Annotated in this window: 20 protein-coding genes; 17 read left to right on the top strand and 3 right to left on the bottom strand. The window is 63.9% G+C overall.

The genetic code is table 11. From position 1 onward, the window contains the following. The first annotated feature begins 4 nt into the window (after positions 1–4). Positions 5–721, top strand: a complete 717-nt coding sequence (locus WD006_RS20340; RefSeq protein WP_011517419.1) for an ABC transporter ATP-binding protein — start codon at positions 5–7, stop codon at positions 719–721. A gap of 112 nt (positions 722–833) precedes the next feature. Here the strand turns inward: WD006_RS20340 and WD006_RS20335 are convergent, their stop codons facing one another. After that, positions 834–2,021, bottom strand: a complete 1,188-nt coding sequence (locus WD006_RS20335) for an acetylornithine transaminase (RefSeq protein WP_008644896.1) — start codon at positions 2,019–2,021, stop codon at positions 834–836. A gap of 277 nt (positions 2,022–2,298) precedes the next feature. After that, positions 2,299–3,354: a CDP-6-deoxy-delta-3,4-glucoseen reductase gene (locus tag WD006_RS20330; protein WP_011517418.1), complete on the bottom strand. Its 1,056-nt coding sequence runs from the start codon at positions 3,352–3,354 to the stop codon at positions 2,299–2,301. Positions 3,355–3,364: 10 nt separating this feature from the next. Here WD006_RS20330 and WD006_RS20325 point away from each other — a divergent pair, with 10 nt between their 5' ends. From WD006_RS20325 to hutG, 11 genes are all read left to right on the top strand, one after another. Further along, positions 3,365–4,390 carry an NAD-dependent epimerase/dehydratase family protein gene (locus tag WD006_RS20325; protein ID WP_060784850.1) on the top strand — a complete coding sequence of 342 codons (1,026 nt, stop codon included), beginning with the start codon at positions 3,365–3,367 and terminating at the stop codon, positions 4,388–4,390. A gap of 329 nt (positions 4,391–4,719) precedes the next feature. Further along, entirely contained in the window at positions 4,720–5,673 is a 954-nt protein-coding gene (locus WD006_RS20320) for an ABC transporter substrate-binding protein (protein WP_011517416.1), read from the top strand. 16 nt (positions 5,674–5,689) lie between these two features. After that, positions 5,690–6,565, top strand: coding sequence for an ABC transporter permease (locus WD006_RS20315; RefSeq protein ID WP_011517415.1), 876 nt, complete (start codon positions 5,690–5,692; stop codon positions 6,563–6,565). Next, complete coding sequence (locus tag WD006_RS20310; RefSeq protein WP_008644773.1) at positions 6,562–7,341, top strand: ABC transporter ATP-binding protein; 780 nt, start codon at positions 6,562–6,564, stop codon at positions 7,339–7,341. The genes WD006_RS20315 and WD006_RS20310 overlap by 4 nt, the downstream gene beginning before the upstream one ends. Before the next feature lie 4 nt (positions 7,342–7,345). Next, positions 7,346–8,113, top strand: coding sequence for a histidine utilization repressor (gene hutC, locus WD006_RS20305; RefSeq protein WP_011517414.1), 768 nt, complete (start codon positions 7,346–7,348; stop codon positions 8,111–8,113). 109 nt (positions 8,114–8,222) lie between these two features. Next, positions 8,223–9,791, top strand: a complete 1,569-nt coding sequence (hutH, locus tag WD006_RS20300) for a histidine ammonia-lyase (RefSeq protein WP_060784851.1) — start codon at positions 8,223–8,225, stop codon at positions 9,789–9,791. A 68-nt stretch (positions 9,792–9,859) separates the two neighbouring features. Beyond that, a complete protein-coding gene (gene hutU, locus WD006_RS20295; RefSeq protein WP_011517412.1) occupies positions 9,860–11,566 on the top strand; it encodes a urocanate hydratase in 1,707 nt (568 codons plus the stop codon). Then, a complete protein-coding gene (locus WD006_RS20290; protein ID WP_060784852.1) occupies positions 11,563–12,138 on the top strand; it encodes a HutD/Ves family protein in 576 nt (191 codons plus the stop codon). Before hutU ends, WD006_RS20290 begins: the two co-directional genes overlap by 4 nt. Beyond that, complete coding sequence (hutI, locus tag WD006_RS20285; RefSeq protein WP_011517410.1) at positions 12,135–13,382, top strand: imidazolonepropionase; 1,248 nt, start codon at positions 12,135–12,137, stop codon at positions 13,380–13,382. The genes WD006_RS20290 and hutI overlap by 4 nt, the downstream gene beginning before the upstream one ends. Beyond that, on the top strand, positions 13,379–14,788 hold the full coding sequence (locus WD006_RS20280) for a formimidoylglutamate deiminase (protein ID WP_060784853.1): 1,410 nt from the start codon (positions 13,379–13,381) through the stop codon (positions 14,786–14,788). Before hutI ends, WD006_RS20280 begins: the two co-directional genes overlap by 4 nt. Before the next feature lie 49 nt (positions 14,789–14,837). Further along, positions 14,838–15,653: an N-formylglutamate deformylase gene (gene hutG / locus WD006_RS20275; protein WP_008644124.1), complete on the top strand. Its 816-nt coding sequence runs from the start codon at positions 14,838–14,840 to the stop codon at positions 15,651–15,653. A gap of 119 nt (positions 15,654–15,772) precedes the next feature. On the opposite strand, the gene WD006_RS20270 is transcribed toward hutG, so the two are convergent. Continuing rightward, entirely contained in the window at positions 15,773–16,522 is a 750-nt protein-coding gene (locus WD006_RS20270; protein WP_011517408.1) for a M48 family metallopeptidase, read from the bottom strand. Positions 16,523–16,638: 116 nt separating this feature from the next. On the opposite strand from WD006_RS20270, the gene WD006_RS20265 reads away from it, so the two are divergent. The 5 genes from WD006_RS20265 to WD006_RS20245 form a co-directional block, all read left to right on the top strand. After that, the gene (locus WD006_RS20265; RefSeq protein ID WP_375199003.1) at positions 16,639–17,034 is read left to right on the top strand and encodes a hypothetical protein; all 396 of its coding nucleotides are present in this window, start codon (positions 16,639–16,641) and stop codon (positions 17,032–17,034) included. 122 nt (positions 17,035–17,156) lie between these two features. Then, positions 17,157–18,188 carry a site-specific integrase gene (locus tag WD006_RS20260; protein ID WP_375199002.1) on the top strand — a complete coding sequence of 344 codons (1,032 nt, stop codon included), beginning with the start codon at positions 17,157–17,159 and terminating at the stop codon, positions 18,186–18,188. Next, positions 18,185–18,763: an exonuclease domain-containing protein gene (locus tag WD006_RS20255; RefSeq protein WP_375199001.1), complete on the top strand. Its 579-nt coding sequence runs from the start codon at positions 18,185–18,187 to the stop codon at positions 18,761–18,763. Before WD006_RS20260 ends, WD006_RS20255 begins: the two co-directional genes overlap by 4 nt. Positions 18,764–18,983: 220 nt before the next feature. After that, positions 18,984–20,675 (top strand): site-specific DNA-methyltransferase, encoded by a 1,692-nt coding sequence (locus WD006_RS20250; RefSeq protein WP_375199000.1) that lies wholly within the window; start codon positions 18,984–18,986, stop codon positions 20,673–20,675. After that, positions 20,672–22,249, top strand: a 1,578-nt coding sequence (locus tag WD006_RS20245) for a DEAD/DEAH box helicase (RefSeq protein ID WP_425648267.1), incomplete at its 3' end; no start/stop codon positions are given. The genes WD006_RS20250 and WD006_RS20245, both read left to right, overlap by 4 nt.

The following is a 22,249-nucleotide window of genomic DNA, read 5'->3' as shown; positions in this document are numbered from 1 at the left end:
GCAAATGACACAGACGATCCTGAAGATCTCGGGCCTGAAGGTGGCCTACGGCGGCATCCAGGCCGTCAAGGGCGTGGACCTGGATATTAAAGACGGCGAGCTCGTGACGCTGATCGGCGCCAACGGCGCCGGCAAGACCACCACCATGAAGGCCATCACCGGCCTGCAGGGCTGGGCCGGCGGCGACGTGGAGTACATGGGCAAGTCGATCAAGGGCGTGCCCAGCTATGCGCTGCTCAAGCAAGGGCTGGCGATGGTGCCGGAAGGCCGCGGCGTGTTCGCGCGCATGACGATCACCGAGAACCTGCAGATGGGTGCGTACACGCGCAACGACGAGGCCGGCATCAAGGCCGACATCGACCGTATGTTCGAAACGTTCCCGCGCCTGAAGGAGCGTGCCAACCAGCTCGCCGGCACGATGTCTGGCGGCGAGCAGCAGATGCTGGCCATGGCCCGCGCGCTGATGAGCCAGCCGAAGCTGTTGTTGCTGGATGAGCCGTCGATGGGTCTCTCGCCGATCATGGTCGAGAAGATCTTTGAGGTGGTACGCACGGTGTCGTCGCAGGGCGTGACCGTTCTGCTGGTCGAGCAGAACGCGCGCCTGGCGCTGCAGGCGGCCCATCGCGGCTACGTAATGGAGTCTGGCCTGATCACGATGAGCGGCGACGCAAAGCAGATGCTCGACGATCCGAAGGTGCGGGCCGCGTATCTGGGGGAGTAAAAGGCCAGTGGTGCTCCTGTCTCCTGCTTGCGGGAGAGGGGAGCAGACACCCGGTGCTTCAAACAAAAAATGCCTCGCGAAAGCGAGGCATTTTTCATTGCATGGCGTGAAGTCAGGCCAGCTTCTTCAGCAACTCGCGCAGCATGCCGATCATCTGGTCGATCTCTTCGCGGGTCACGTTCAGCGCGGGCATGAAGCGCAGCAGGTTCGGGCGCGGCGCGTTCAGCAGCAGGCCCACCGGCGACATTTCGCGTGCTTCTTCCACCAGTTGCGGGCCGATGTCCTTGCCCAGCACCAGCGCGCGCAGCAGGCCTTCACCACGTTCGCCACCCAGGCCGAATTCCTTCGTCAGCACCAGCAGTTGCTCGCGCAGGTATTCGCCCTTGGCCTTCACGTCGTCCAGGAAGCCCGGCGCGGTCAGTTGTTCCATGACCGAGCTGCCCACGGCTGTCATCAGCGGGTTGCCGTTGTACGTGCCGCCCTGGTCGCCGGCTTCGAAGCTGGCGACATCGGCCTTGCACAGCAGCGCGGACAGCGGCACGCCGCCACCAATGCCCTTGCCGAGCGTCATGATGTCCGGCTCCACACCCGACAGCTCATACGCGAACAGCGTGCCACAGCGGCCGCAGCCGGTCTGCACTTCATCGACGATGAACAGCAGCTTGTGCTTGTCGGCCAGCGCGCGCAGGCCCTGCATGAATTCGCGCGTGGCGGGAATCACGCCGCCTTCGCCCTGCACCGGCTCGAGCATGATGCCAACGGTCTTGTCGGTGATCAGCTTTTCCACCGAAGCCAGGTCGTTCAGCTCGGCCTTCGGGAAGCCCGGCACCTGCGGCGCGAAGATCGTGTCCCAGCCGGCCTTGCCCGACGCGCTCATGGTCGCCAACGTACGGCCATGGAAGCTGTGGTCCATCGTGATGATCTCGTACGCGCCGTTCTTGTGCTTGCGGCCCCACTTGCGTGCGAGCTTGATCGCGCCTTCGTTGGCTTCCGCGCCACTGTTGGCGAAGAAGACCTTGTCGAAGCAGCTGTTATCGGTGAGCTGCTGCGCCAGCTTCAGCATCGGCTCGTTGTAGAACGCCGGGCTCGGGTTGAGCAGCTTGCGCGCCTGCTTTTCCAGCGCCTGGATCATGCCTTCGTTCGAATGGCCCAGTGCGTTGACCGCCCAACCCTGCACGAAATCGAGATAGCGCTTGCCGTTATGGTCCGTCAGCCAAGAGCCCTTGCCTTCGGTGAAAACCAGTTCGGGCCGGTTGGTGATGTACATCAGGGATTGGACGGGAAACTCAGCAAATGCCATGGCGGACTCCTGGGGTCGGCATGAAACTAAAAGTCGAAAAAAGCAAAAAGCCACGGGGATTGCCCGTGGCTTGTTGACCTGAACAGACGCTGTTGACGGTCAGCCGCGCGGCACCCCGAATGGGAGCAACGTACGAGCGCGGCGTCGGATGAAGTTGGCGGTGTTCATGGCGGCCAATATAAGACGCATGGGCCCGGGTGTCAAAGCGAAATTTGGCAGGCCCGGGTGCCATTGTTGTGTCAGCGGAACGGCGAGTGGCGTTCTGGGGGCAATGCCCTCAGGCCGCGCCACCCTTGTGCAGGTCTGCTTCTGACGTGAACGAGTCGGCGAAGAACGCGTCCTCGTGCAGCTTGCATTGCGCCGAGAAGTCGCCGCGCGCGGCGTTCACCATCACGGGCGCGCCGCAGGCGTAGACCTCGTGGCCGGACAGGTCCGGATGGTCGGCCATCACCGCCTGGTGAACGAAGCCGGTGCGGCCGGTCCAGTTGTCGTCAGCCTGCGCGTCGGATACCACCGGCACGTACTTGAAGTTCGGGAGGTCGCGCGCCCACTGTTCGCACAGCGCGTGCATGTACAGGTCGCGCGGACGGCGTCCGCCCCAGTACAGCGTCATCGGACGGGTGATGCCCGTGTACGCGGCATGTTCGACAATCGCCTTGATCGGGGCGAAGCCGGTGCCGGAGGCCAGCAGGATGATCGGCTTGTCCGATTCCTCGCGCAGGAAGAAGCTGCCGAGCGGGCCTTCGAAGCGCAGGATGTCGCGCTCCTTCATGGCCGGCGCGCCTTCCTTGGCGCCGAATACGTAGTCGGTGAACGCGCCGCCAGGCATGTGGCGGATATGCAGTTCGATCGGGCCTTCCTCGTGCGGCGGCGTGGCGATCGAGTAGCTGCGGCGCTTGCCGTCACGCAGCAGGAATTCCACGTACTGGCCGGCCAGGTACTGCATGCGCTCGGTGGCGGGCAGTTGCAGCTTGATGGCGATGACGTCGTCGGCCAGGCGCTCCACCGAGGCCACGCGGCAGGGGATCTTTTTGATCGGAATATCGCCGGCGCCATGCACCTCGCGGCATTCGATCGTAATGTCGGAAGTGGCGTTGGCGCAGCAGAACAGCGCGCGGCCTTCCGTTTTTTCCTGGGCGGTCAGGGCCGCGGCGGCGTGGTCGCCCTGGTGGATCGTGCCTTCGAGCACGCGGCCCTTGCAGGAGCCACACGCACCGTTCTTGCACCCGTAGGGCAATCCAATGCTGTGGCGCAGGGCCGCGCCAAGGATGGTTTCATCGGTGGCCACTTCGAACTTGTGGCCGCTGGGCATTACGGTGACTTGATACGCCATAATCGGATCTATGAGCCAAATTCTGTCGCCGCGAACGGCATTGTCTTCCCCACGGGGCGCACGGCGCCTGGGTCGTCCGCGCCTGCTGATCGTCGGTTGCGGCGATGTCGGCACGCGCATCCTGCGCCTGCTGTCCGCGCGTATGCGCGTGTTCGCCGTCACTTCACAACCAGAACGCCGGGCCGAGCTTCGCGCAGCCGGCGCGGTGCCGCTGGTGGCGGACCTGGACCGGCCCGCCACGCTGGCGCGTCTGTCGCGGCTGGCGGAGCGGGTGATCGATCTGGCACCGCCGCCCGGGCAGGGCGAGGGCGATCCGCGCACGCAGGGTTTGCTAGGCGCGTTGCGCCGCACGGCGTGGCGTCGAGCACGCTTCACCCGGCTCCCCACCGGCGCTGGCGAGGCCGCCATTCTACCCGAGCAAGGCTGGCACCGGGCGTTTCAGACAGCCCGCCGGCACCAGTCACGCGGGGTGTTCGTCTACGCCAGCACGACAGGTGTCTACGGTGATCGCGGCGGCGCTCGCGTGCGGGAATTCGATGCGGTGCGCCCCCAGACCGCGCGTGCGCGCCGTCGGGTCGCCGCGGAGGCGGCGGTGCGGCGTTTCGGCCGCGACGCCGGCTGGCGTGCCGGTATCGTCCGGATTCCGGGCATTTATGCCGAGGATCGCCTGCCAATCGCGCGCCTGAACAAGCGCACGCCGGCGCTGGCGTCGCAGGATGACGTCTACACGAGCCACATCCATGCCGACGACCTGGCGCGCACGATGATCGCGGCGATGTGGCGTGGCCGCCCGCAGCGCGTGGTCCACGCCAGTGATGACACGGAATTGCGCATGGCCGACTACTTCGACCTCGTGGCGGACCGCAAGGGCCTGCCGCGTCCGCCGCGCATCACGCGGCAGCAGGCGCGCGAGATGATCGAGCCGACGTTGCTGAGCTTCATGAGCGAGTCGCGCCGGATCGACAATCGCCGGCTCAAGCGCGAACTGCGGCTGCGGCTGCGATACCCCACCGTCGCGTCGTTCTTCGACCGCTGACCCTATCTGCTCCCGCCATCTCGCGGTGGCACGCCGATTGCGTATGCCTTTGTCATCGCTTGTTGTATATACAGCAATGGTGCTGCGTGCCATCCCAGTGGATCCGGATGTGATCGGCAACGGTGCGCCGCAGCATCCCGGCGCACCGCTATCGCGCATATTTATTGGTATTCCGGCAATCAGATGCGTGCCTGATCTCAGGTAAACCCCGGGTTTGACTTGTATATACAGCGTTGCTAAATTGCCCGTCACGGCGGCAGCGCAGTCAGCGCCGCCCGATCCGGGAGACGGGTCCTGCCCCCACATCTGACGACCATTGGAGCCGACGCATGTCGCTGCAACGCCACGCAGTTACCGCCATTCTTGCCCTCGCGGCTTCCGCCGCCGCCACCGCCCATGCGGATAACACGCCGGTTGTGCTCGGCATGAGTGGATGGACCGGCTTCGCGCCGCTGACACTGGCCGACAAGGCCGGCATCTTCAAGAAGCATGGCGTTGACGTGGACATCAAGATGATTCCGCAGAAGGACCGCCACCTTGCGCTGGCGTCGGGCGCGATCCAGTGCGCGGCGACCACGGTGGAAACGCATGTGGCGTGGAATGCCAACGGGGTGCCGATCACGCAGATCGTGCAGCTCGACAAGTCCTATGGCGCGGACGGCCTGGCCGTGCGCAGCGACGTCAAGAGCTTCGCGGACCTGAAGGGCAAGACCATCGGCGTCGATGCGCCAGGCACCGCGCCGTATTTCGGCCTGGCCTGGATGCTCAAGAAAAACGGCATGACGCTGAAGGACGTCAAAGTGACCACGCTGTCGCCACAGGCTGCCGCCCAGGCATTCGTGGCCGGCCAGAACGACGGCGCAATGACGTACGAGCCGTACCTGTCGACGGTGCGCGCGAACCCGGACAAGGGCAAGATCCTGGCCACCACGCTCGACTACCCGATGGTGACCGATACGCTCGGCTGCGCGCCGAAGTGGCTCAAGGACAATCCCAAGGCCGCGCAGGCGCTGGTGGATAGCTATTTCGAAGCGCTCGAGATGATCCGCAAGGAGCCGGACAAGGCCAACGAGATCATGGGCGCGGCGGTCAAGCAGACCGGCGAGCAGTTCGCGAAATCCGCGGCGTACCTGCGTTGGCAGGACAAGGACGCCAACCGCAAGTTCTTCAGTGGTGAGCTGGCCAGCTTCAGCAAGGAAGCCGCCGGCGTGCTGATGGACATCGGCGTGATTCGCCAGGTGCCGGATGTGACGGCGATCTATGACGCACGCTTCCTTAAGTAAGACGGAGTCCCCGGCCATGTCGCAAGCCTCCACGCCAACCACCGCGGCCGCTGCCCGCGTGCCCGCGCCGATCGAGGCGCAGGGCGCGCCCGCGCGGCGCGCGCGCCATCCGTGGATGTCGCCGCTGGTGCCGGTATCGCCCCGCGCGCGCTGGCTGCTTGGCATGTCGTTCTTCGTCGCGTTCTTCGCGGTGTGGGCCGTCGCCACGCTGGGCGGCTTCGTGTCGCGCACGTTCCTGGCCGATCCGCTGACGATGGCGCATGAAGGCTGGAGGCTCTTCACGCAGTACGGCTTCATCGGCGATATCGGCATGACCGTGTGGCGCGTGGTGGGCGGGTTCGTGCTGGCCGCGTTGCTGGCCGTGCCGCTCGGCATCTTCATGGGCGCGTACAAGGCAGCGGAAGCGTTCTTCGAACCGTTCGTCTCGTTCTGCCGCTACCTGCCGGCGTCGGCGTTTATTCCGCTGCTGATCCTGTGGGCAGGTATCGGCGAGACGCAGAAGCTGCTGGTGATCTTCATCGGCTCGTTTTTTCAGATCGTGCTGATGGTGGCGGTGACGGTGGGCGGCGCGCGCAAGGATCTGGTGGAAGCGGCCTACACGCTGGGCGCCACGCCGCGTGGCATCGTGCGGCGCGTGCTGATTCCGGGCGCCGCGCCCGATATCGCCGAGACGCTGCGTCTGGTGCTCGGCTGGGCCTGGACCTATGTGATCGTGGCTGAACTGATCGGCTCGTCGTCAGGCATCGGCCACATGATCACGGACAGCCAGGCACTGCTGAATACCGGACAGATCATCTTCGGCATCATCGTCATCGGCTGCATCGGGCTGGTGTCGGACCTCGTCTTCAAGCAGGCCAACCAGCGCCTGTTCCCGTGGAGTTCGATCAAATGAGCGCGCTGTCGATCCAGCAGGTCTCCCGCACGTTCGAGAATCCGCGCGGCGGCTCCACGCAGGCGCTGTTGCCCGTGGATTTCGAAGTACGCGACAACGATTTCGTGACGATCCTCGGCCCATCGGGCTGCGGCAAATCCACGTTGCTGCGCATCGTGGCGGGGCTTGATACGCCCAGCGGGGGCCGCGTGCTGCTCGATGGCCAGCCGGTGGCCGGCCCGGGCGCGGACCGTGGCATGGTGTTCCAGTCGTACACGCTGTTTCCGTGGCTGACCATCGAGCAGAACGTGCGCTTCGGGCTGCGCGAGCGCGGCATGAGCGAGGCCGCGCAGAAGGAGCGCAGCGACTTCTTCATGGCGCGCGTGGGGCTGCGCGGCTTCGAGCATCACTATCCGAAGCAGCTCTCCGGCGGGATGCAGCAACGCACGGCAATTGCGCGGGCGCTGGCCAACGATCCGAAGATCCTGCTGCTCGACGAGCCGTTCGGCGCGCTCGACAACCAGACCCGTGTGCTGATGCAGGAACTGCTGCTGGGCATCTGGGAGTCCGCACGCAAGACGGTACTATTCGTCACGCACGATATCGACGAGGCCATCTTCATGGCCAACCGGGTGGCGGTGTTCTCCGCGCGGCCGGGTCGGATCAAGAGCGAAATCGCGGTGGACTTCCCCCATCCGCGCCACTACACGATCAAGACCTCTCCCGAGTTCTCCGCGCTGAAGGCACGGCTGACCGAGGAGATTCGCGCCGAAGCCATGGCCTCGGCCGAGCATTGAGACCATGAACCAGTCCGCCAGCCAGGCACCCACCCCGACCAACGCCACCGCGCCTGCCGCGCTATATCGGCAGGTCAAGGAATACATCGCGCGCCAGATCCAGAGCGGCGTGTGGAAACCCGGTGACCGCGTGCCGTCCGAGCAGGAGCTCGTGAACCGCTTCTCGGTATCGCGGATGACGGTCAATCGCGCGCTGCGCGAATTGTCGGAGCAGGGCAGGGTGGTGCGCGTGGCTGGTGTGGGGACGTTCGTGGCCGAGCAGAAGCCGCAGTCGACGCTGCTTTCCGTGGTCAACCTGCAGGACGAGATCCGTATGCGTGGGCATGACTACGCGTGCGACGTGATCCTGGTGGAGCGCGTCTCCGCGCCGATCGAGGTCGCCGCCGCACTGGAGTTGCACACGGGCGAGTCGGTGTACCACTCGGTTTGTGTGCATCGCGAGGACGGCGTGCCAGTTCAGCTCGAAGACCGCTACGTGAACCCGCGCGTGGCGCCAGATTTCATCAACCAGGATTTCAGCGGCACCAAGCCCGGCGAATACCTGTTGCGCAATGTGCCGTACGACCAGGTGGAGCATGTGGTCGATGCGATCTCCGCCACGCCCGAGCAGGCGGCGCAGCTTGAGATGCCCCCGACGCAGCCGTGCCTGCTGCTGACGCGCCGCACATGGACCAACGGCGTGCCGGTGACGTTCGTGCGTTGCCTGCACCCGGGCAACCGCTACCGGCTTGGCAGCCGCTTCCGTGCCGACGGCAATCCTGCCTTCGGCTGATATTTGCGCCTGAGGCCAGCAACAGCTGGTCATCGGGCTTATTTTTCGACTAACCTGTATAGACAGGCCCATACAAGGTCTTTATCCAAGACCGACAAGCAAGCAGAGAATGACGATGACCCAAGATTCCCGACCGCTCCTGACGCTGAACCCCGGCCACGTGTCGCTGGACGACCTGCGCCGCATCCATCGTGGCGAAGTGCGACTGGCGATGGCGGAGTCGGCGTGGGCCGGCGTGCGTGCCGCGCAGGCCACCGTGCAGGACATCATCGACGCCGACGCGGTGGTCTATGGCATCAATACCGGCTTCGGCAAGCTTGCCCAGTCGCGCATCGCGCACGACAAGCTCGCCGAGTTGCAACGCAATCTGGTGCTCTCGCACAGCGTGGGCACGGGCTCCGACCTGTCCGTCGATACCGTGCGGCTGATCCTGGCCATCAAGGCTGTCAGCCTCGCGCGTGGGCATTCGGGCGTGCGCCCCGAACTGATCGAAGCGCTGCTGGCGCTGGCCAACCACGGCGTGACGCCGTGCATCCCCGCCAAGGGCTCGGTCGGCGCATCGGGCGATCTGGCGCCGCTGGCCCATATGTCCTGCACGCTGATCGGCGTGGGCGATGTGTATGTCGACGGCCAGCGCGTGCCGGCTGCGCAGGGTCTGGTCCATGCGGGGCTCGCCGCCTTCACGCTGGGCCCGAAGGAAGGTCTGGCGCTGCTCAACGGCACGCAGGTTTCCACCGCTCTGGCCCTGGCCGGCCTGTTCGCCGCGGAGGACGCCTTCGCGGCCGGACTGGTGGCGGGCGCGCTGTCGCTCGAAGCGATCAAGGGATCGGTCAAGCCGTTCGATGCTCGCATTCACGCGGCACGCGGCCAGGCGGGCCAGATCGCCGTGGCCGGCGCGGCACGCGCGATGCTTGATGGCAGCGAGATCGTCGACTCGCACAAGATGTGCGGCCGGGTGCAGGACCCGTACTCGATCCGCTGCCAGCCGCAGGTGATGGGCGCGTGCCTGGACAACCTGACCCATGCCGCCCGCATCCTGCGCATCGAAGCCAACGCGGCATCCGACAATCCGCTGGTGTTCTCCGAACAGGGTGATGTGGTCTCCGGCGGCAACTTCCACGCGGAGCCGGTGGCCTTTGCCGCCGACATCATCGCACTGGCGATCGCCGAGATCGGCGCAATCTCGGAACGCCGCCTTGCGCTGCTGCTCGACACCGGCCTGTCGGGCCTGCCGCCGTTCCTGGTGCGCGATGGCGGCCTGAACTCCGGATTCATGATCGCGCAGGTCACGGCCGCGGCGTTGGCGTCCGAGAACAAGTCGCTGGCCCATCCGTCCAGCGTGGACAGCCTGCCCACCTCGGCCAACCAGGAGGACCATGTGTCGATGGCCACCTACGGCGCGCGCCGCCTGGGCGATATGGCGGCCAACACCGCCGTGATCGTCGGCATCGAGGCGATGGCCGCCGCGCAGGGTATCGAATTTCATCGACCGCTCAAGTCGTCGCCGCTGGTGGAGCAGGAACTGGCGCGTATCCGCGCGCGCGTGGCGTTCGTCGAAGCCGATCGCTATCTCGCGCCGGACATCGAGGCCATGAAGCAGTGGGTGGTTCAAGGCGATGCGGGCGCGGGCTGGCCTGAAGCCGTGCGGGCGATCTTGCCGACGAACGTCGGCGCATGAGCTTTGTGAACCGCTAGTCCATTCTCCATTCTCCATTCGAGCAGCCTTCATCCATCCCGGGACCGACCATGAACGCCAACGAACACCAATTCACCCAGACGCTGCGTGGCCCGCGGGAGATCCGCGCGCCGCATGGCAGCCAGCTTCACTGCAAGAACTGGCTGATCGAAGCCGCCTATCGCATGATCCAGAACAACCTCGACCCCGACGTGGCGGAGCGCCCGCAGGATCTGGTGGTCTATGGCGGCATCGGCAAGGCCGCGCGCAACTGGGAGTGCTTCGACGCGATTCTCGACTGCCTGCGCCGTCTGGGCGAAGACGAGTCGCTGCTCGTGCAGTCGGGCAAGCCCGTCGGTGTATTCCGCACCCATGCCGATGCGCCGCGTGTGCTGATCGCCAACTCGAACCTGGTGCCGCACTGGGCAAACTGGGACAAGTTCAACGAACTCGATCGCGCCGGGCTGATGATGTACGGTCAGATGACTGCTGGCTCGTGGATCTACATCGGCACGCAGGGCATCGTGCAGGGCACGTTCGAGACCTTTGCCGAAGCAGGCAACCAGCACTACAACGGCGACCTGACCGGCAAGTGGATCCTGACCGCTGGCCTGGGCGGGATGGGTGGCGCGCAGCCGCTGGCCGGCGTGCTGGCCGGTGCTTGTGTGCTGGCGATCGAATGCCAGGAATCGCGCATCGATTTCCGTATCCGCACGCGCTATCTCGACAAGAAGGCCACCACGCTCGATGAAGCGCTGGCGATGATTGCCGAGGCCACGAAAAATGGCCAGGCGATCTCGGTGGGGCTGCTCGGCAATGCCGCAGAGATCGTGCCGGAACTGGTGCGTCGCGCGCAGGCCGGCGGTATGCGGCCGGACATCGTCACCGACCAGACTTCCGCCCATGATCTCGTCAATGGCTACCTGCCAGAGGGCTGGACCGTGGCGCAATGGGAGGACCTGCGCCAGCGCGATCCAAAGGCCGTGGAAGCGGCCGCGCGTACGTCGATCGTCAAGCATGTGGAGGCGATGCTCGCGTTCCAGCAGATGGGCGTGCCCACGCTCGACTACGGCAACAACATCCGTCAGGTGGCGTTCGACGAAGGCGTGAAGAACGCCTTCGATTTCCCCGGCTTCGTGCCCGCGTATATCCGTCCGCTGTTTTGCCGCGGCAAGGGGCCGTTCCGCTGGGTGGCGCTCTCCGGCGACCCCGAGGATATCTACAAGACCGACGCCAAGATGAAGGAACTGTTCCCGGAGGACAAGCACCTGCACCGCTGGCTCGACATGGCGCGCGACCGCATCGCGTTCCAGGGCTTGCCCGCGCGCATCTGCTGGGTTGGTCTCGACGAGCGCCATCGCGCGGGCCTGGCCTTCAATGAAATGGTGAAGTCTGGCGAACTGAAGGCGCCCGTCGTGATCGGCCGCGATCACCTCGACTGCGGCTCGGTGGCATCACCGAACCGCGAGACCGAGGCGATGCGTGACGGCTCCGACGCCGTGTCTGATTGGCCACTGCTCAACGCGCTGCTGAACACGGCTGGCGGCGCCACGTGGGTCAGCCTGCATCACGGCGGCGGTGTTGGCATGGGCTTCTCGCAACATGCTGGCGTGGTGATCGTTTGCGATGGTACGGACGCCGCGGCCAAGCGCATCGAACGCGTGCTGTGGAACGATCCTGCCACCGGTGTGATGCGTCATGCCGATGCCGGCTACGAATCCGCCATCGAATGCGCGAAGGAAAAGGGACTGAATCTGCCGATGGTGAACCGTACATGAAGTTTGGACTCGACAGGATCGTGCCGACCCCGTGGAAAAACGGTGGCGGCACCACGCGCGAAATCGCCGTATGGCCGCCGGGTGCGGGCATGGATACGTTCGACTGGCGCATCAGCGTGGCTGATATCGCCATGGACGGGCCGTTCTCGGCGTTTCCGGGTATCGACCGACAGATCGTGCTGATCGACGGGGCTGGCGTGCAACTGCAGGCTCACGACGATTCGTTCTGCCACAAGCTCAGGCACCTCGGCGAGCCGTTCGCATTCTCCGGCGATAGCGCCGTCCACGCGACGCTGGTTGACGGACCGACGCGCGACTTCAATGTCATGACGCGTCGCGGCGTTTGCCGCGCGGAGGTTCGACTGATGCGTCAGGCGTTCACCGCCGACCCCACCGACGCCACGGTGCTGATCCTGGTGCTGCGCGGCGCATGGGATTGTGGCGACGGCCAGCACATGACGGCTGGCGACGGCATCGTGATGGTGCCCGGAGCGCCGGCCGTCACGATGATTCACGATGAGATGTCCGCGCTGTGCCTGCGCGTGGCCTTGCATAAGGAACCGGTCCGATGAAATTCAACGAAGCGCCGTCAGCCGACGGCGTCTGGCATCACTGCCATCTGCTGCCCGCCGCCGATCCGGCGCAGGCGATTCGTGATGGCGCCATCGTCGTCGAGCAGGGCCGCATCGCATGGCTCGGCGCATTCGCCGCGCTGCCCGACGTATATCGCCATTTGCCGCGGCACGACGCCAACGGCGCGTGGATCACGCCAGGACTGGTCGATTGCCATACCCATCTGGTCTATGGCGGGCAGCGTGCCGACGAGTTCGCGATGCGGCTGGCCGGCGCAAGCTACGAAGAGATTGCGCGCGCGGGAGGCGGCATTGTGTCCACGGTGCGCGCCACGCGCGAGGCGGACGAAGCCACGCTGTTCGCGCAGGCGTCCGCGCGGCTCGAGCCGCTGCTCGCGGAAGGCGTGACCGCGATCGAGATCAAGTCGGGCTATGGCCTGTCGCTGGAAGCTGAACGCAAGCAGTTGCGTGTGGCGCGCCAGCTTGGCGAGACCTATGGCGTCGCCGTCCATACGACGTTCCTTGGCGCTCATGCGCTGCCACCCGAGTACGCCGGCCGCGCCGACGCGTACATCGAGCTGGTCTGCGAGACGATGCTGCCGGCGCTGGCTGCGGAAGGGCTTGTCGATGCGGTCGACGCGTTCTGTGAGGGCATTGGCTTCTCGATCGCGCAGACCACGCGCGTGTTCGAGGCCGCCGCGCGCCACGGCCTGCCGGTCAAGCTCCATGCCGAGCAACTGAGCAACCTGGGCGGCGCGGCGCTGGCAGCGCGCCACAAGGCGATTTCCGCCGATCACCTCGAGCACCTCGACGAGGCCGGTGTGGTGGCGATGGCCGAAGCGGGTACCGTGGCCGTGCTCCTGCCCGGGGCGTACTATTTCCTGCGTGATACGCAACTGCCGCCGCTGGCGCTGCTGCGCAAGCATGGCGTACCGATGGCGATCTCGACCGATCACAATCCAGGTACGTCGCCCACCACCTCGCTGCTGCTGATGATGAACATGGGCTGCACGATATTCCGCATGACGGTGCCCGAGGTGCTGGCCGGTGTGACGACACACGCGGCGCGCGCGCTCGGCGCGGCCGACCGGCATGGCCTGCTGGCGGTGGATCGCGCCGCCGATTTCGTGCTGTGGCAGGTCGCGTCGCCGGCCGAGCTTGCGTACTGGTTCGGCCGCAATCCATGCGCCGCCGTCGTGCGGCGAGGGCGGGTATTCCGCAAGGGAGAAGGTTGGCAACGATGACCGCAGTGACAAGCTTGTTTGCGCCGCACGCGTTGTTGCCCGGCGGGTGGGCACGCAATGTACGGCTGCAATGGGATGCTCACGGTGTGCTTACGTCGGTGACGACGGATGTGGCACCTGCCCCCGGAGAATCGCAAGCGGCAGGCCCGGTATTGCCCGGGATGCCGAATCTCCATTCCCATGCGTTCCAGCGCGGATTCGCGGGGCTCACCGAGTACCGCAGTGTCAGCCAGACCGCTGACCCGGCCGGTGGCGATTCGTTCTGGAGCTGGCGGGCGCTGATGTACCGTTTCGCGCTGCGCTTGTCACCCGATGCGCTGGAGGCCATCGCGACCCAGCTCTACATCGAGATGCTGAGCGCGGGCTATACGAGCGTGTGCGAGTTTCACTACGTTCATCACGATGTCGATGGCAAGCCGTATGCCGATCCGGCGGAGATGTCGCTGCGGCTGTTGCGCGCGGCGCAGACGGCGGGCATCGGCATGACGCTGCTGCCGGTGCTGTACCAGACAGCGGGCTTCGGCGGAAAGCCTCCGCAGGATGACCAGCGACGCTTCCTCAACGATACCGATGCGATGCTGGCGCTGCTGGAAAAGCTCGCGCCCCACTGCGCGGCCTATGGGGCGCGACTCGGCCTCGCGCCGCATTCTCTGCGTGCCGTGCCGCCGCACAGCCTGGCCCAGGCCGTCGCGCACCTGCACGCGATGGACGCGACGGCGCCCGTGCACATCCACATCGCCGAACAGCAGAAAGAGGTGGATGAATGTCTGGCGACCACGGGCGTGCGTCCCGTGCAGTGGCTGCTCGATCACGCGCCGGTGGATGCGCGCTGGTGCCTGGTCCATGCCACGCACATGGACTGGGACGAACGCCGGCGCCTGGCGCACAGCGGCGCGGTGGCGGGCATCTGTCCGACCACCGAGGCGAACCTTGGCGATGGCGTGTTCGACGCGGCGCCGTACCTCGCGCAGAACGGCGCATGGGGCATCGGCTCGGACAGCCATGCCAGCGTGAGCGTGGCCGAGGAACTGCGCCTGTTCGAATATGGCCAGCGCTTGGCCATGCAGCGGCGCAATGTGCTGGCATCGGCGCGGCATCCGCAGGTGGCGGATCTGCTCTGGCTCGATGCCGTGGCTGGCGGCGCGCGCGCGTCGGCGCGTCCGGTGGCGGGGCTGGCGGTGGGCCAGCGTGCCGACTTCGTCGTGCTGGATGGCAATCATCCGACGCTGGCTGGCCTGGACGGCTCGCGCGCGTTGGCCACGCACGTGTTTGCCAGCCACGGACATGAGACACTAGCGGAAGTCCGCACCGGCGGCATGTGCCGCGTGCAGCATGGCGTGCATCCGCAACAGGCGGAGGCGGGCCGGTTGTTCGCCGAGGCGCGTGCTCGCCTGCTGGCCGACTGAGCCAGGCCGACCGAGCCTGGACTGCAATCCCGAAGCCCCAGAGACAACGATGTCCTTCACCACCGATATCCCCGCTTTCACCCTGCATCGCGGCACACGCCCGCTGCTGGTGTCGATGCCGCACGTTGGCACCCATCTTCCCGCGAAACTGGCCGAGCGCCTGACGCCAGAGGCCCGCACCGTGCCGGACACCGACTGGCACATGGATCGCGTCTATGAATGCGCGCGCGAACTGGGCGCGTCGATCCTGATGGCCACGCACTCGCGCTATGTCATCGACCTGAACCGCCCGCCCGATAACCAGAATCTGTACCCGGGCCAGGACACCACGGGCCTGTGCCCGGTCGATACGTTCGACAAGACGCCGATCTACGCCGATGGCACGAACGGGCCGGACGATGCGGAAGTCGCGCTGCGCCGTGGCGCAGTCTGGCACCCGTACCACAACGCGTTGCAGGAAGAGCTGGCGCGTCTGCGTGCCGAGCATGGGACGATTGGCCTCTGGGAAGCGCATTCGATCCGCTCGATGCTGCCGCGCTTTTTCGAAGGCAAGCTGCCGGATTTCAACCTGGGCACGGCCGATGGCAAGAGCTGTGATGCTGGCCTGGCAGCCGAACTGATCGCGATCGCCGACGCGGTGCCGAACCATACCGCGGTGCTCAATGGCCGCTTCAAGGGCGGGTATATCACGCGCCAGTATGGCAACCCGGCACAGGGCGTGCACGCGGTCCAGCTTGAGCAGACGCAGTCGTCCTACATGGAAGAGGTGTACCCGTTCGCGTACAGCGAGGCCAAGGCCGCCGCGATCCAGCCCGCTATCCGCAAGATGCTGGAGACGATGCTGGCGTTTGTCGAAGCGCGCTGATGCGCCTGCGGTGTTCGTTCCTCTCCCGCTTGCGGGAGAGGAGCGGGGGCCAGCGGTTCAATATGCCGTACGTCGCATCCTGAACCTCCACACCCGCTCCCGCGCCTGGGAGCGCGAGACTACTTCCCGCTGGCGATCCGGTCCTGAATATGCTGTGCGCGCGCAGCCGAACCGGGGTGCGAACTCAGCATGCTCGACTGGCCGCCATCGAGCTTGGCCAGTTTCTGGAATGCCGTGACAAGCGCCTGGCGGTTGGCGCCGTTCTTGGTGAGCAGGTCGAACGAGTAGTCATCGGCCTGGCTCTCCTGCCGCTGCGAGAACTGCGCATTGACGAGCTGCTCGCCGAGCGCGCCCAACTGCGACGACGACAGCGCGGTCAACGTGGCGTTGCCCGTCGAACCGAGCAGTCCACGCGCGGCGGCGGTGGAGTAGGCCACCTGCATTGCCGACTTGGTATGGCCCAGCGCCACGTGGCCGATCTCGTGACCGAGCACGCCGCGCACTTCGTCGTCACTCATCATGTCCATCAGCCCGCTATAGACCCGCACGCAACCATTGGCCATGGCCCACGCGTTGACATCCTTGGTCATGTAGACCTTCGCATCGAGCGGCAGCCCGGTGTTCTGCAGACCGCTCATGATTTTCACGAGCCGTTTCGAATAGGTGCTGTCCGGCGTGGCCAGCGTGTTCTGCTTGTCCATCTGGGCGCAGGACTGGTCGGACAGTTGCTTGACGTTGGCATCACTGAGTGTGGCGGCCGAGAACATGCTGGTGCCAGCCTGGGTGAGGCTATCCATATTGGCGCCGGCGCAGCCAGCCAGTAGTGCGGCGCAGGCGACGGCCGCGGTTGTGGCGGTAAGTCGGATCATCTTCATTCCCTGTGTTGCAGTTTTCGAGGATTGTTCGTGCCGGCGGGTCTTCGACGGGCCCGCTCGATCGCACGGTAGAAGAATAAGCAACGGATGCGCCTTTGCGCCAGCGGGATATGTCTTACGTATTCGTGCACAGCCTGCACGATCGGCTCGGTGAGCCGCAGTACGTGGAAGAGCAGGGCTTCGACCGGGACAGCGACAAGCCGGCCTCCGGCGGGCTATACGCGGTTGGCAAGTGGGAAGGTAGCCAGACCGCCACGGGCCGGGGGCACCTGAGCCTGATGGGCAGCGATGGTCATTCCAGCACCGATGCCAGCGCCAGGGGCAACCCGGACAATGCCAAGGGCAAGGTCGAAGACTGGAGCGTCGGTTTCGCCATGCCTGGATCCTCCACGCTGGCGGTGGATAGGTTGGCAATGGAATCGATGGGGGAGTTGGTGCCCGGGGTCGGACTCGAACCGACACGCCTTGCGGCGGGGGATTTTGAGTCCCCTGCGTTACTTCCATAGAAGTCTTTGTGTACAATGGGTTGCACAAATCTACCTCGAATTTTTGGGAAAAAATGGGAAAAAGCAGGGCGGTTGAGCGAGGGATCTACCAGCGTGGCCCGTACTCCTTCCAGGTCAAGCTCATGGTGGACGACCATCGCATCACGGGTACCTTTGACTCGCTGGAAGAGGCGCGAGCCTATCGAAACAGTAAGCGGGCGGCCCTGGCACTCGATCCCGACGCGCAGCGCGTTCTGGGTGCCAGGGTGAAACGGCACGAGGTCAAGGCCGCCACGCTATCGGCGATCTTGGATCGATATGCGAAAGAGGTATCCGCCAAAAAGAAGTCGGCGGAGTCTGAGGCGCATAAGATCGCCAGGCTCAAGCGGAGCAAGCTCGCGAAGATGAGCCTCTACAGGATTTCCGCGGACGACGTTACCGCCTTTCTCAAGGACTTGAAGCGAGACCAGGAGGGTCCTTTGCAAGGCCAGCCGCTCTCTGACTCAACTAAGCGAAAGCTCGTTGCATTGCTCTCGCACGTCTTCACTGTGGCTCGCAGGCGCTTTCGCATGGATGTTCAAAATCCTGTGGCCGACATTGAGTTGCCATCTCAAGGAAAACCTCGGAAACGACGTCTAGAAGAGGGGGAGGAGCAACGACTGCTGAGTGAACTTGCGAAGGCTCGGCAGGCGGCCGTCGTCGTGCCGATGGTGCGGCTAGCCATCGAAACAGCGATGCGCCAAGGGGAATTGCTGGCGCTAGAGTGGAAGGACGTACGAATTACTGGCACGCATGGAACGGCCGCGCTGCACGACACCAAGAATGGGGAGCCGCGAATTGTCCCGCTGAATGCGGCCGCATGCGAAATTCTAGGTGCGATGCCACGTCCGCTGAAAGGAGGTCCCGTGTTCCCCATCAAGACACCAGCGCTGCGGGCAATCTGGGAGCTTGCATGTGAGCGGGCATCCATTGACGGGCTCCGCTTTCATGATTTGCGTCATGAAGCGACCAGCCGTCTGTTTGAGCTGGGGCTGGACCGTATCGAGGCAGCGTCGATTACGGGGCACAAGACTTTACAGATGTTGAAAGACTACACCCACCTGCGTGCTGAACGGCTTGCTCAAAAAATGAACCACGCCGCGAACTCTCAGGGCCTGGGGGTGCGGCAGCTATGAACGCCCCTGTGCTTGTGGTGGATCTTGAGGCTACGTGCTCGGAGGACATGACGGGGTGGGATATGGAAACGACCGAAATCGGGGCCTGCGTCGTTCGTGATGGTGCCGTGCTAGCTTGCTTCCAGACCTTCGTGCGCCCCGTGGTGAACCCACGGCTCACCGCGTTCTGTACCGCACTGACTGGCATCAGCCAGAGCGACGTAGACAGCGCGCCACTGTTCCCGGTCGCAGCCGAGCTGCTGCGCCAGTTCGTCGAGCTGCATCAAGAACCGGGATCGAGCTGGGCGAGTTGGGGAGCGTACGACCGCACCCAACTGACGCGCGACGCCCTGCGAAGTGGCGTAGCTGAACCGATCACCCTTCCGCATGTGAATTTGAAACAACTTTTCGCCAAGCAACAGCGAATCGGGAAGCAGGTCGGCGCGACGAGGGCGCTGACCCTGGCCAACCTGGCGTTTGAGGGTATTCATCATCGGGCCCTGGACGATGCCCGGAACATTGCCAAATTGTTGCCCTACGCTTTCGGAGAGAAGCTGTTGAGGACGCAGCACCAGTCAAGACAGGTCGCCCCATAGACATTCACCATTCGTTCCTCCCAGGTCCCCCTGGACCATCGGGGAAAAGACGACATCTGCGGGTCGGCAGTTGCCTGCGGCACCCGCAAGCCCTGGCCAGAATCGGCTGAGGGCAGAGACCGGCCAGGTCCGGACATTCGAACTTCGTCGTGCAGGAAGCGCCTTCCAGATTACCTGCGTAGTAGTAGAATCGCCGGTTGGCAAAAATTGGTGTTTCTACGTGAACTACGACAACCTCACTCGGGAAGAGCTGATTGCTGTGCTGCAAAGGCGCGATGCCTTGGCGCGCTATGGTTTGCGCTGGGAACGCGGCAGTATCTCGCAAGACAAGTCGCTCAACCGAGATTTTGTCGGTTTCGAGCTAAATGCGGGTCTGTCGGTAGGCGAAGGTCCCTGGACCAATATGGTCGTAGAAGGCGATAACTTCGATGCACTACGTCATCTTGTGACAACCCATGCCGGCCAGGCCAAGCTCATCTACATTGACCCTCCGTATAACACGGGTCGCAAAGATTTTGTCTACAACGACAGCTACTTTGACGCCACCAATAGGTACAGGCATTCCACCTGGCTGGAGTTCATGTACCAGCGGCTGAGCTTGGCCAAGAGCCTCTTGGCAGAGGACGGCGCTATCTTCGTTTCGATTGACGACAATGAGCTGTTCAACCTCGGGCTGCTGATGAACCAGGTGTTTGGTGAACAAAACTTTATCGCCAACGTCATCTGGCAAAAGGTCTATTCACCCAAGAACACGGCCGTTCATTTCTCTGATGATCATGAATATGTGCTTGTTTACGCACTGAATAAGGACAAGTGGCGTCCCAATCCGTTGCCTCGCTCAGCTGAACAAGACAAGGCCTACAAGAATCCTGACAAAGACCCGCGCGGTCCTTGGAAACCCAGCGACCTAACAGCACGCAATTACTATAGTGAAGGCCGCTACCCAATCACTTGTCCATCTGGTCGCGTGATTGAAGGCCCGCCACCCGGCACCTACTGGCGTGTTTCTCGACCGAAATTTGATGAGCTGGATGCCGACAACCGAATTTGGTGGGGCAAGGACGGGAACAATATTCCGGCGCTAAAGCGTTTTCGTTCCGAAGTTAAGGATGGCGTTGTGCCACAAACGCTATGGACTTACGAAGAAGTAGGCCACACTCAAGACGCAAAGAAGCAACTCAACGCGATACTACCCAAATCCCGCAACGAGGATGTGTTTTCCACGCCCAAGCCTTTGCAACTGATGGACCGCATCTTGCGCTTGGCAACTAAACCTGGCGATCTCGTTGTCGATTTCTTTGCCGGGTCCGGTACGCTAGCTCAAGCGCTGCTGGCATTGAACAAAGAGGATGGTCGGCAGCGCAGGTTCGTGCTGGTATCCAGCACAGAGGCCACGGTGGATGAGCCTGAGCGGAACTTGTGCCGAGATGTCTGCGCCGCACGCGTGCGAAACGCCATTGAAGGCTACGAGAACGGAAGCGGCGAGAAGGTTGATGGTCTGGGGGGGAACTTTGCCTATATGAAGGCTACCCGCGTACCCATGCATCGCTTGGAGGAAGGCATCACCGATAACATGGTCTGGACGTTCGCCCTACAGGCCTGTCGCCACTCACTGACCCCAGCCACACCTGGACTGTCAGTGTCCGTCCAAGACGAGCACATGGTTGCCTACTGCAGCAATGTTAAAACGGCCACACTCGAAAAGCTGGAGGCGGCAATCACGCAGCATAGCGGTGTCGCTGTGGTCATGACCTGGGCACCCGCCGTGGTTGCTGAGCGGCTGGAAGAACATATGCACCGCATCCGCCTGGTTTCCGTGCCCCACGACTTCCGCCGCGCATTCAAGCAAGGCAACGTACGTGATACCCAAGAAGAACAATCTGAGATTCAAAATCAAGGGGAGCCGGCATGAGCCGTATTTCGCCACTGGAGTTTCAGTCCAAGCACATTGGCGCACTTGTTGCTCGATTTGAAGACCTGAAGGCGACCTATGACGCCTTGGGCTCCAGGCCGGACCCGAAGCAGCTGACTGCCGCTCGGCAGAATGGCGCCTGCGTCATGCTCCAGGCACCGACCGGTATCGGCAAGACGCTGATGGCTTGCGAACTGTTGGCAGAGTTCTCCACCAAAGACCGGGTCGTCTGGTTCTGGTTTGCTCCTTTTACCGGGGTCCTCGCCCAAGCCAAGGCAGCGCTCACCCGCCAGGCCCCGACACTCAGTTTGCTAAGCATTGACTCTGACCGCAGCCCAGACAAGCTGGCTGACGGCAGCATTTTTGTCCTGTCGTGGCAGACGGTAGCTGCACGAAGCAAGGAGAGTCGACTTGCCCGCCAGGACAGCGATGCAGGTTGCTCCATTGATGACCTGATTGGCGCCGCCCGTGCCCAGGGATACCGCGTTGGCGTGGTAGTGGATGAAGCGCACCATGGCTTTGTTCGTGCTACCGAAGCTGGCCGTTTTTTTGCTCAGGTGCTCGCACCGGACTATGTGCTGATGATGACCGCGACACCGCGCGACGCTGATGCCGGCAAGTTCGCCACACAGACGGGCTACCGCATCGGCTCGCCGAATGAATGGGCTTCCATCTCCCGTGCAGAAGGTGTTGATGCCCAACTGCTCAAGCGCTCCGTCAAAGCGGCTCGCTTCATCAGCCAGAACGCGGATGATGCTCAACTGGTGGCCTATGAGGAGGTTGCGCTGTCCGAGTGCGCAGCCATGCATCGGCTCATCAAGAAAACGCTGGTGGATGAATGTATTGGCCTGACGCCACTGATGCTTGTGCAGGTGCCAAACGGGGGGCAGGCCATTAAGGATGCCAAAGCGTACCTGGTCGACGTTTTGAAGTTCCCCGAGTCAGCTGTTCGCGAACATACTGCCGATGAGCCGGACCCCAACCTGGACGCCTTGGCAAACGACCCCAGCGTAGAGGTGATTCTTTTCAAGATGGCGATTGCAACAGGCTTTGATGCGCCCCGCGCCTTCACGCTGGCAGCCCTGCGTGGCACCCGTGATGTCGATTTCGGTGTCCAGGTCGTTGGCCGCATCATGCGCGTGCATCGCAGCCTCCAAGGGCGCTTGGACACGTTGCCGAAGCTGCTGAGCTACGGATATGTCTTCCTTGCCAACAGCGCTGCTCAAGAGGGCCTAGTGAATGCTGCAGCCCAAATCAATCAGATGCCGGAACAGATGGCGCAGGCCGCCGCTTCGACCGTGGTCACCGTGGTGGCCGGCGAACCGACTGTTCAAGTGGTCAAGCCTGGCCAGTCGCTGAGCTTGCTGCCACAACAGGACAGCGCGCCAACTGCGGCGCCGAGCGCAGAAAAGCCAGGCGCTACGCCCAGCTATGTGCCTCCGCCCCTGATGGTGCAGTCGCCGCTTTTCCAAGTGCTGACCACTCCGCCGTCAGGCTTCTTACCCGGCTACAAGGAGGGACACACGCTCCTGACCAAGGCATTCGAACTGGACGCTCAGAACGACCAACAGTTC

Source organism: Cupriavidus sp. Met-2, assembly GCF_049843575.1.
Lineage (GTDB): Bacteria > Pseudomonadota > Gammaproteobacteria > Burkholderiales > Burkholderiaceae > Cupriavidus > Cupriavidus metallidurans.
The sequence above is the reverse complement of the archived record's forward strand: the minus strand, read 5'-3'. Positions and strand labels throughout refer to the sequence as shown.

Coding starts and splice junctions, on each gene's coding strand:
- WD006_RS20340 (WP_011517419.1), top strand. CDS start 5: ATGACACAGACGATCCTGAAGATCTCGGGCCTGAAGGTGGCCTACGGC.
- WD006_RS20335 (WP_008644896.1), bottom strand. CDS start 2,021: ATGGCATTTGCTGAGTTTCCCGTCCAATCCCTGATGTACATCACCAAC.
- WD006_RS20330 (WP_011517418.1), bottom strand. CDS start 3,354: ATGGCGTATCAAGTCACCGTAATGCCCAGCGGCCACAAGTTCGAAGTG.
- WD006_RS20325 (WP_060784850.1), top strand. CDS start 3,365: ATGAGCCAAATTCTGTCGCCGCGAACGGCATTGTCTTCCCCACGGGGC.
- WD006_RS20320 (WP_011517416.1), top strand. CDS start 4,720: ATGTCGCTGCAACGCCACGCAGTTACCGCCATTCTTGCCCTCGCGGCT.
- WD006_RS20315 (WP_011517415.1), top strand. CDS start 5,690: ATGTCGCAAGCCTCCACGCCAACCACCGCGGCCGCTGCCCGCGTGCCC.
- WD006_RS20310 (WP_008644773.1), top strand. CDS start 6,562: ATGAGCGCGCTGTCGATCCAGCAGGTCTCCCGCACGTTCGAGAATCCG.
- hutC (WP_011517414.1), top strand. CDS start 7,346: ATGAACCAGTCCGCCAGCCAGGCACCCACCCCGACCAACGCCACCGCG.
- hutH (WP_060784851.1), top strand. CDS start 8,223: ATGACGATGACCCAAGATTCCCGACCGCTCCTGACGCTGAACCCCGGC.
- hutU (WP_011517412.1), top strand. CDS start 9,860: ATGAACGCCAACGAACACCAATTCACCCAGACGCTGCGTGGCCCGCGG.
- WD006_RS20290 (WP_060784852.1), top strand. CDS start 11,563: ATGAAGTTTGGACTCGACAGGATCGTGCCGACCCCGTGGAAAAACGGT.
- hutI (WP_011517410.1), top strand. CDS start 12,135: ATGAAATTCAACGAAGCGCCGTCAGCCGACGGCGTCTGGCATCACTGC.
- WD006_RS20280 (WP_060784853.1), top strand. CDS start 13,379: ATGACCGCAGTGACAAGCTTGTTTGCGCCGCACGCGTTGTTGCCCGGC.
- hutG (WP_008644124.1), top strand. CDS start 14,838: ATGTCCTTCACCACCGATATCCCCGCTTTCACCCTGCATCGCGGCACA.
- WD006_RS20270 (WP_011517408.1), bottom strand. CDS start 16,522: ATGATCCGACTTACCGCCACAACCGCGGCCGTCGCCTGCGCCGCACTA.
- WD006_RS20265 (WP_375199003.1), top strand. CDS start 16,639: ATGTCTTACGTATTCGTGCACAGCCTGCACGATCGGCTCGGTGAGCCG.
- WD006_RS20260 (WP_375199002.1), top strand. CDS start 17,157: ATGGTGGACGACCATCGCATCACGGGTACCTTTGACTCGCTGGAAGAG.
- WD006_RS20255 (WP_375199001.1), top strand. CDS start 18,185: ATGAACGCCCCTGTGCTTGTGGTGGATCTTGAGGCTACGTGCTCGGAG.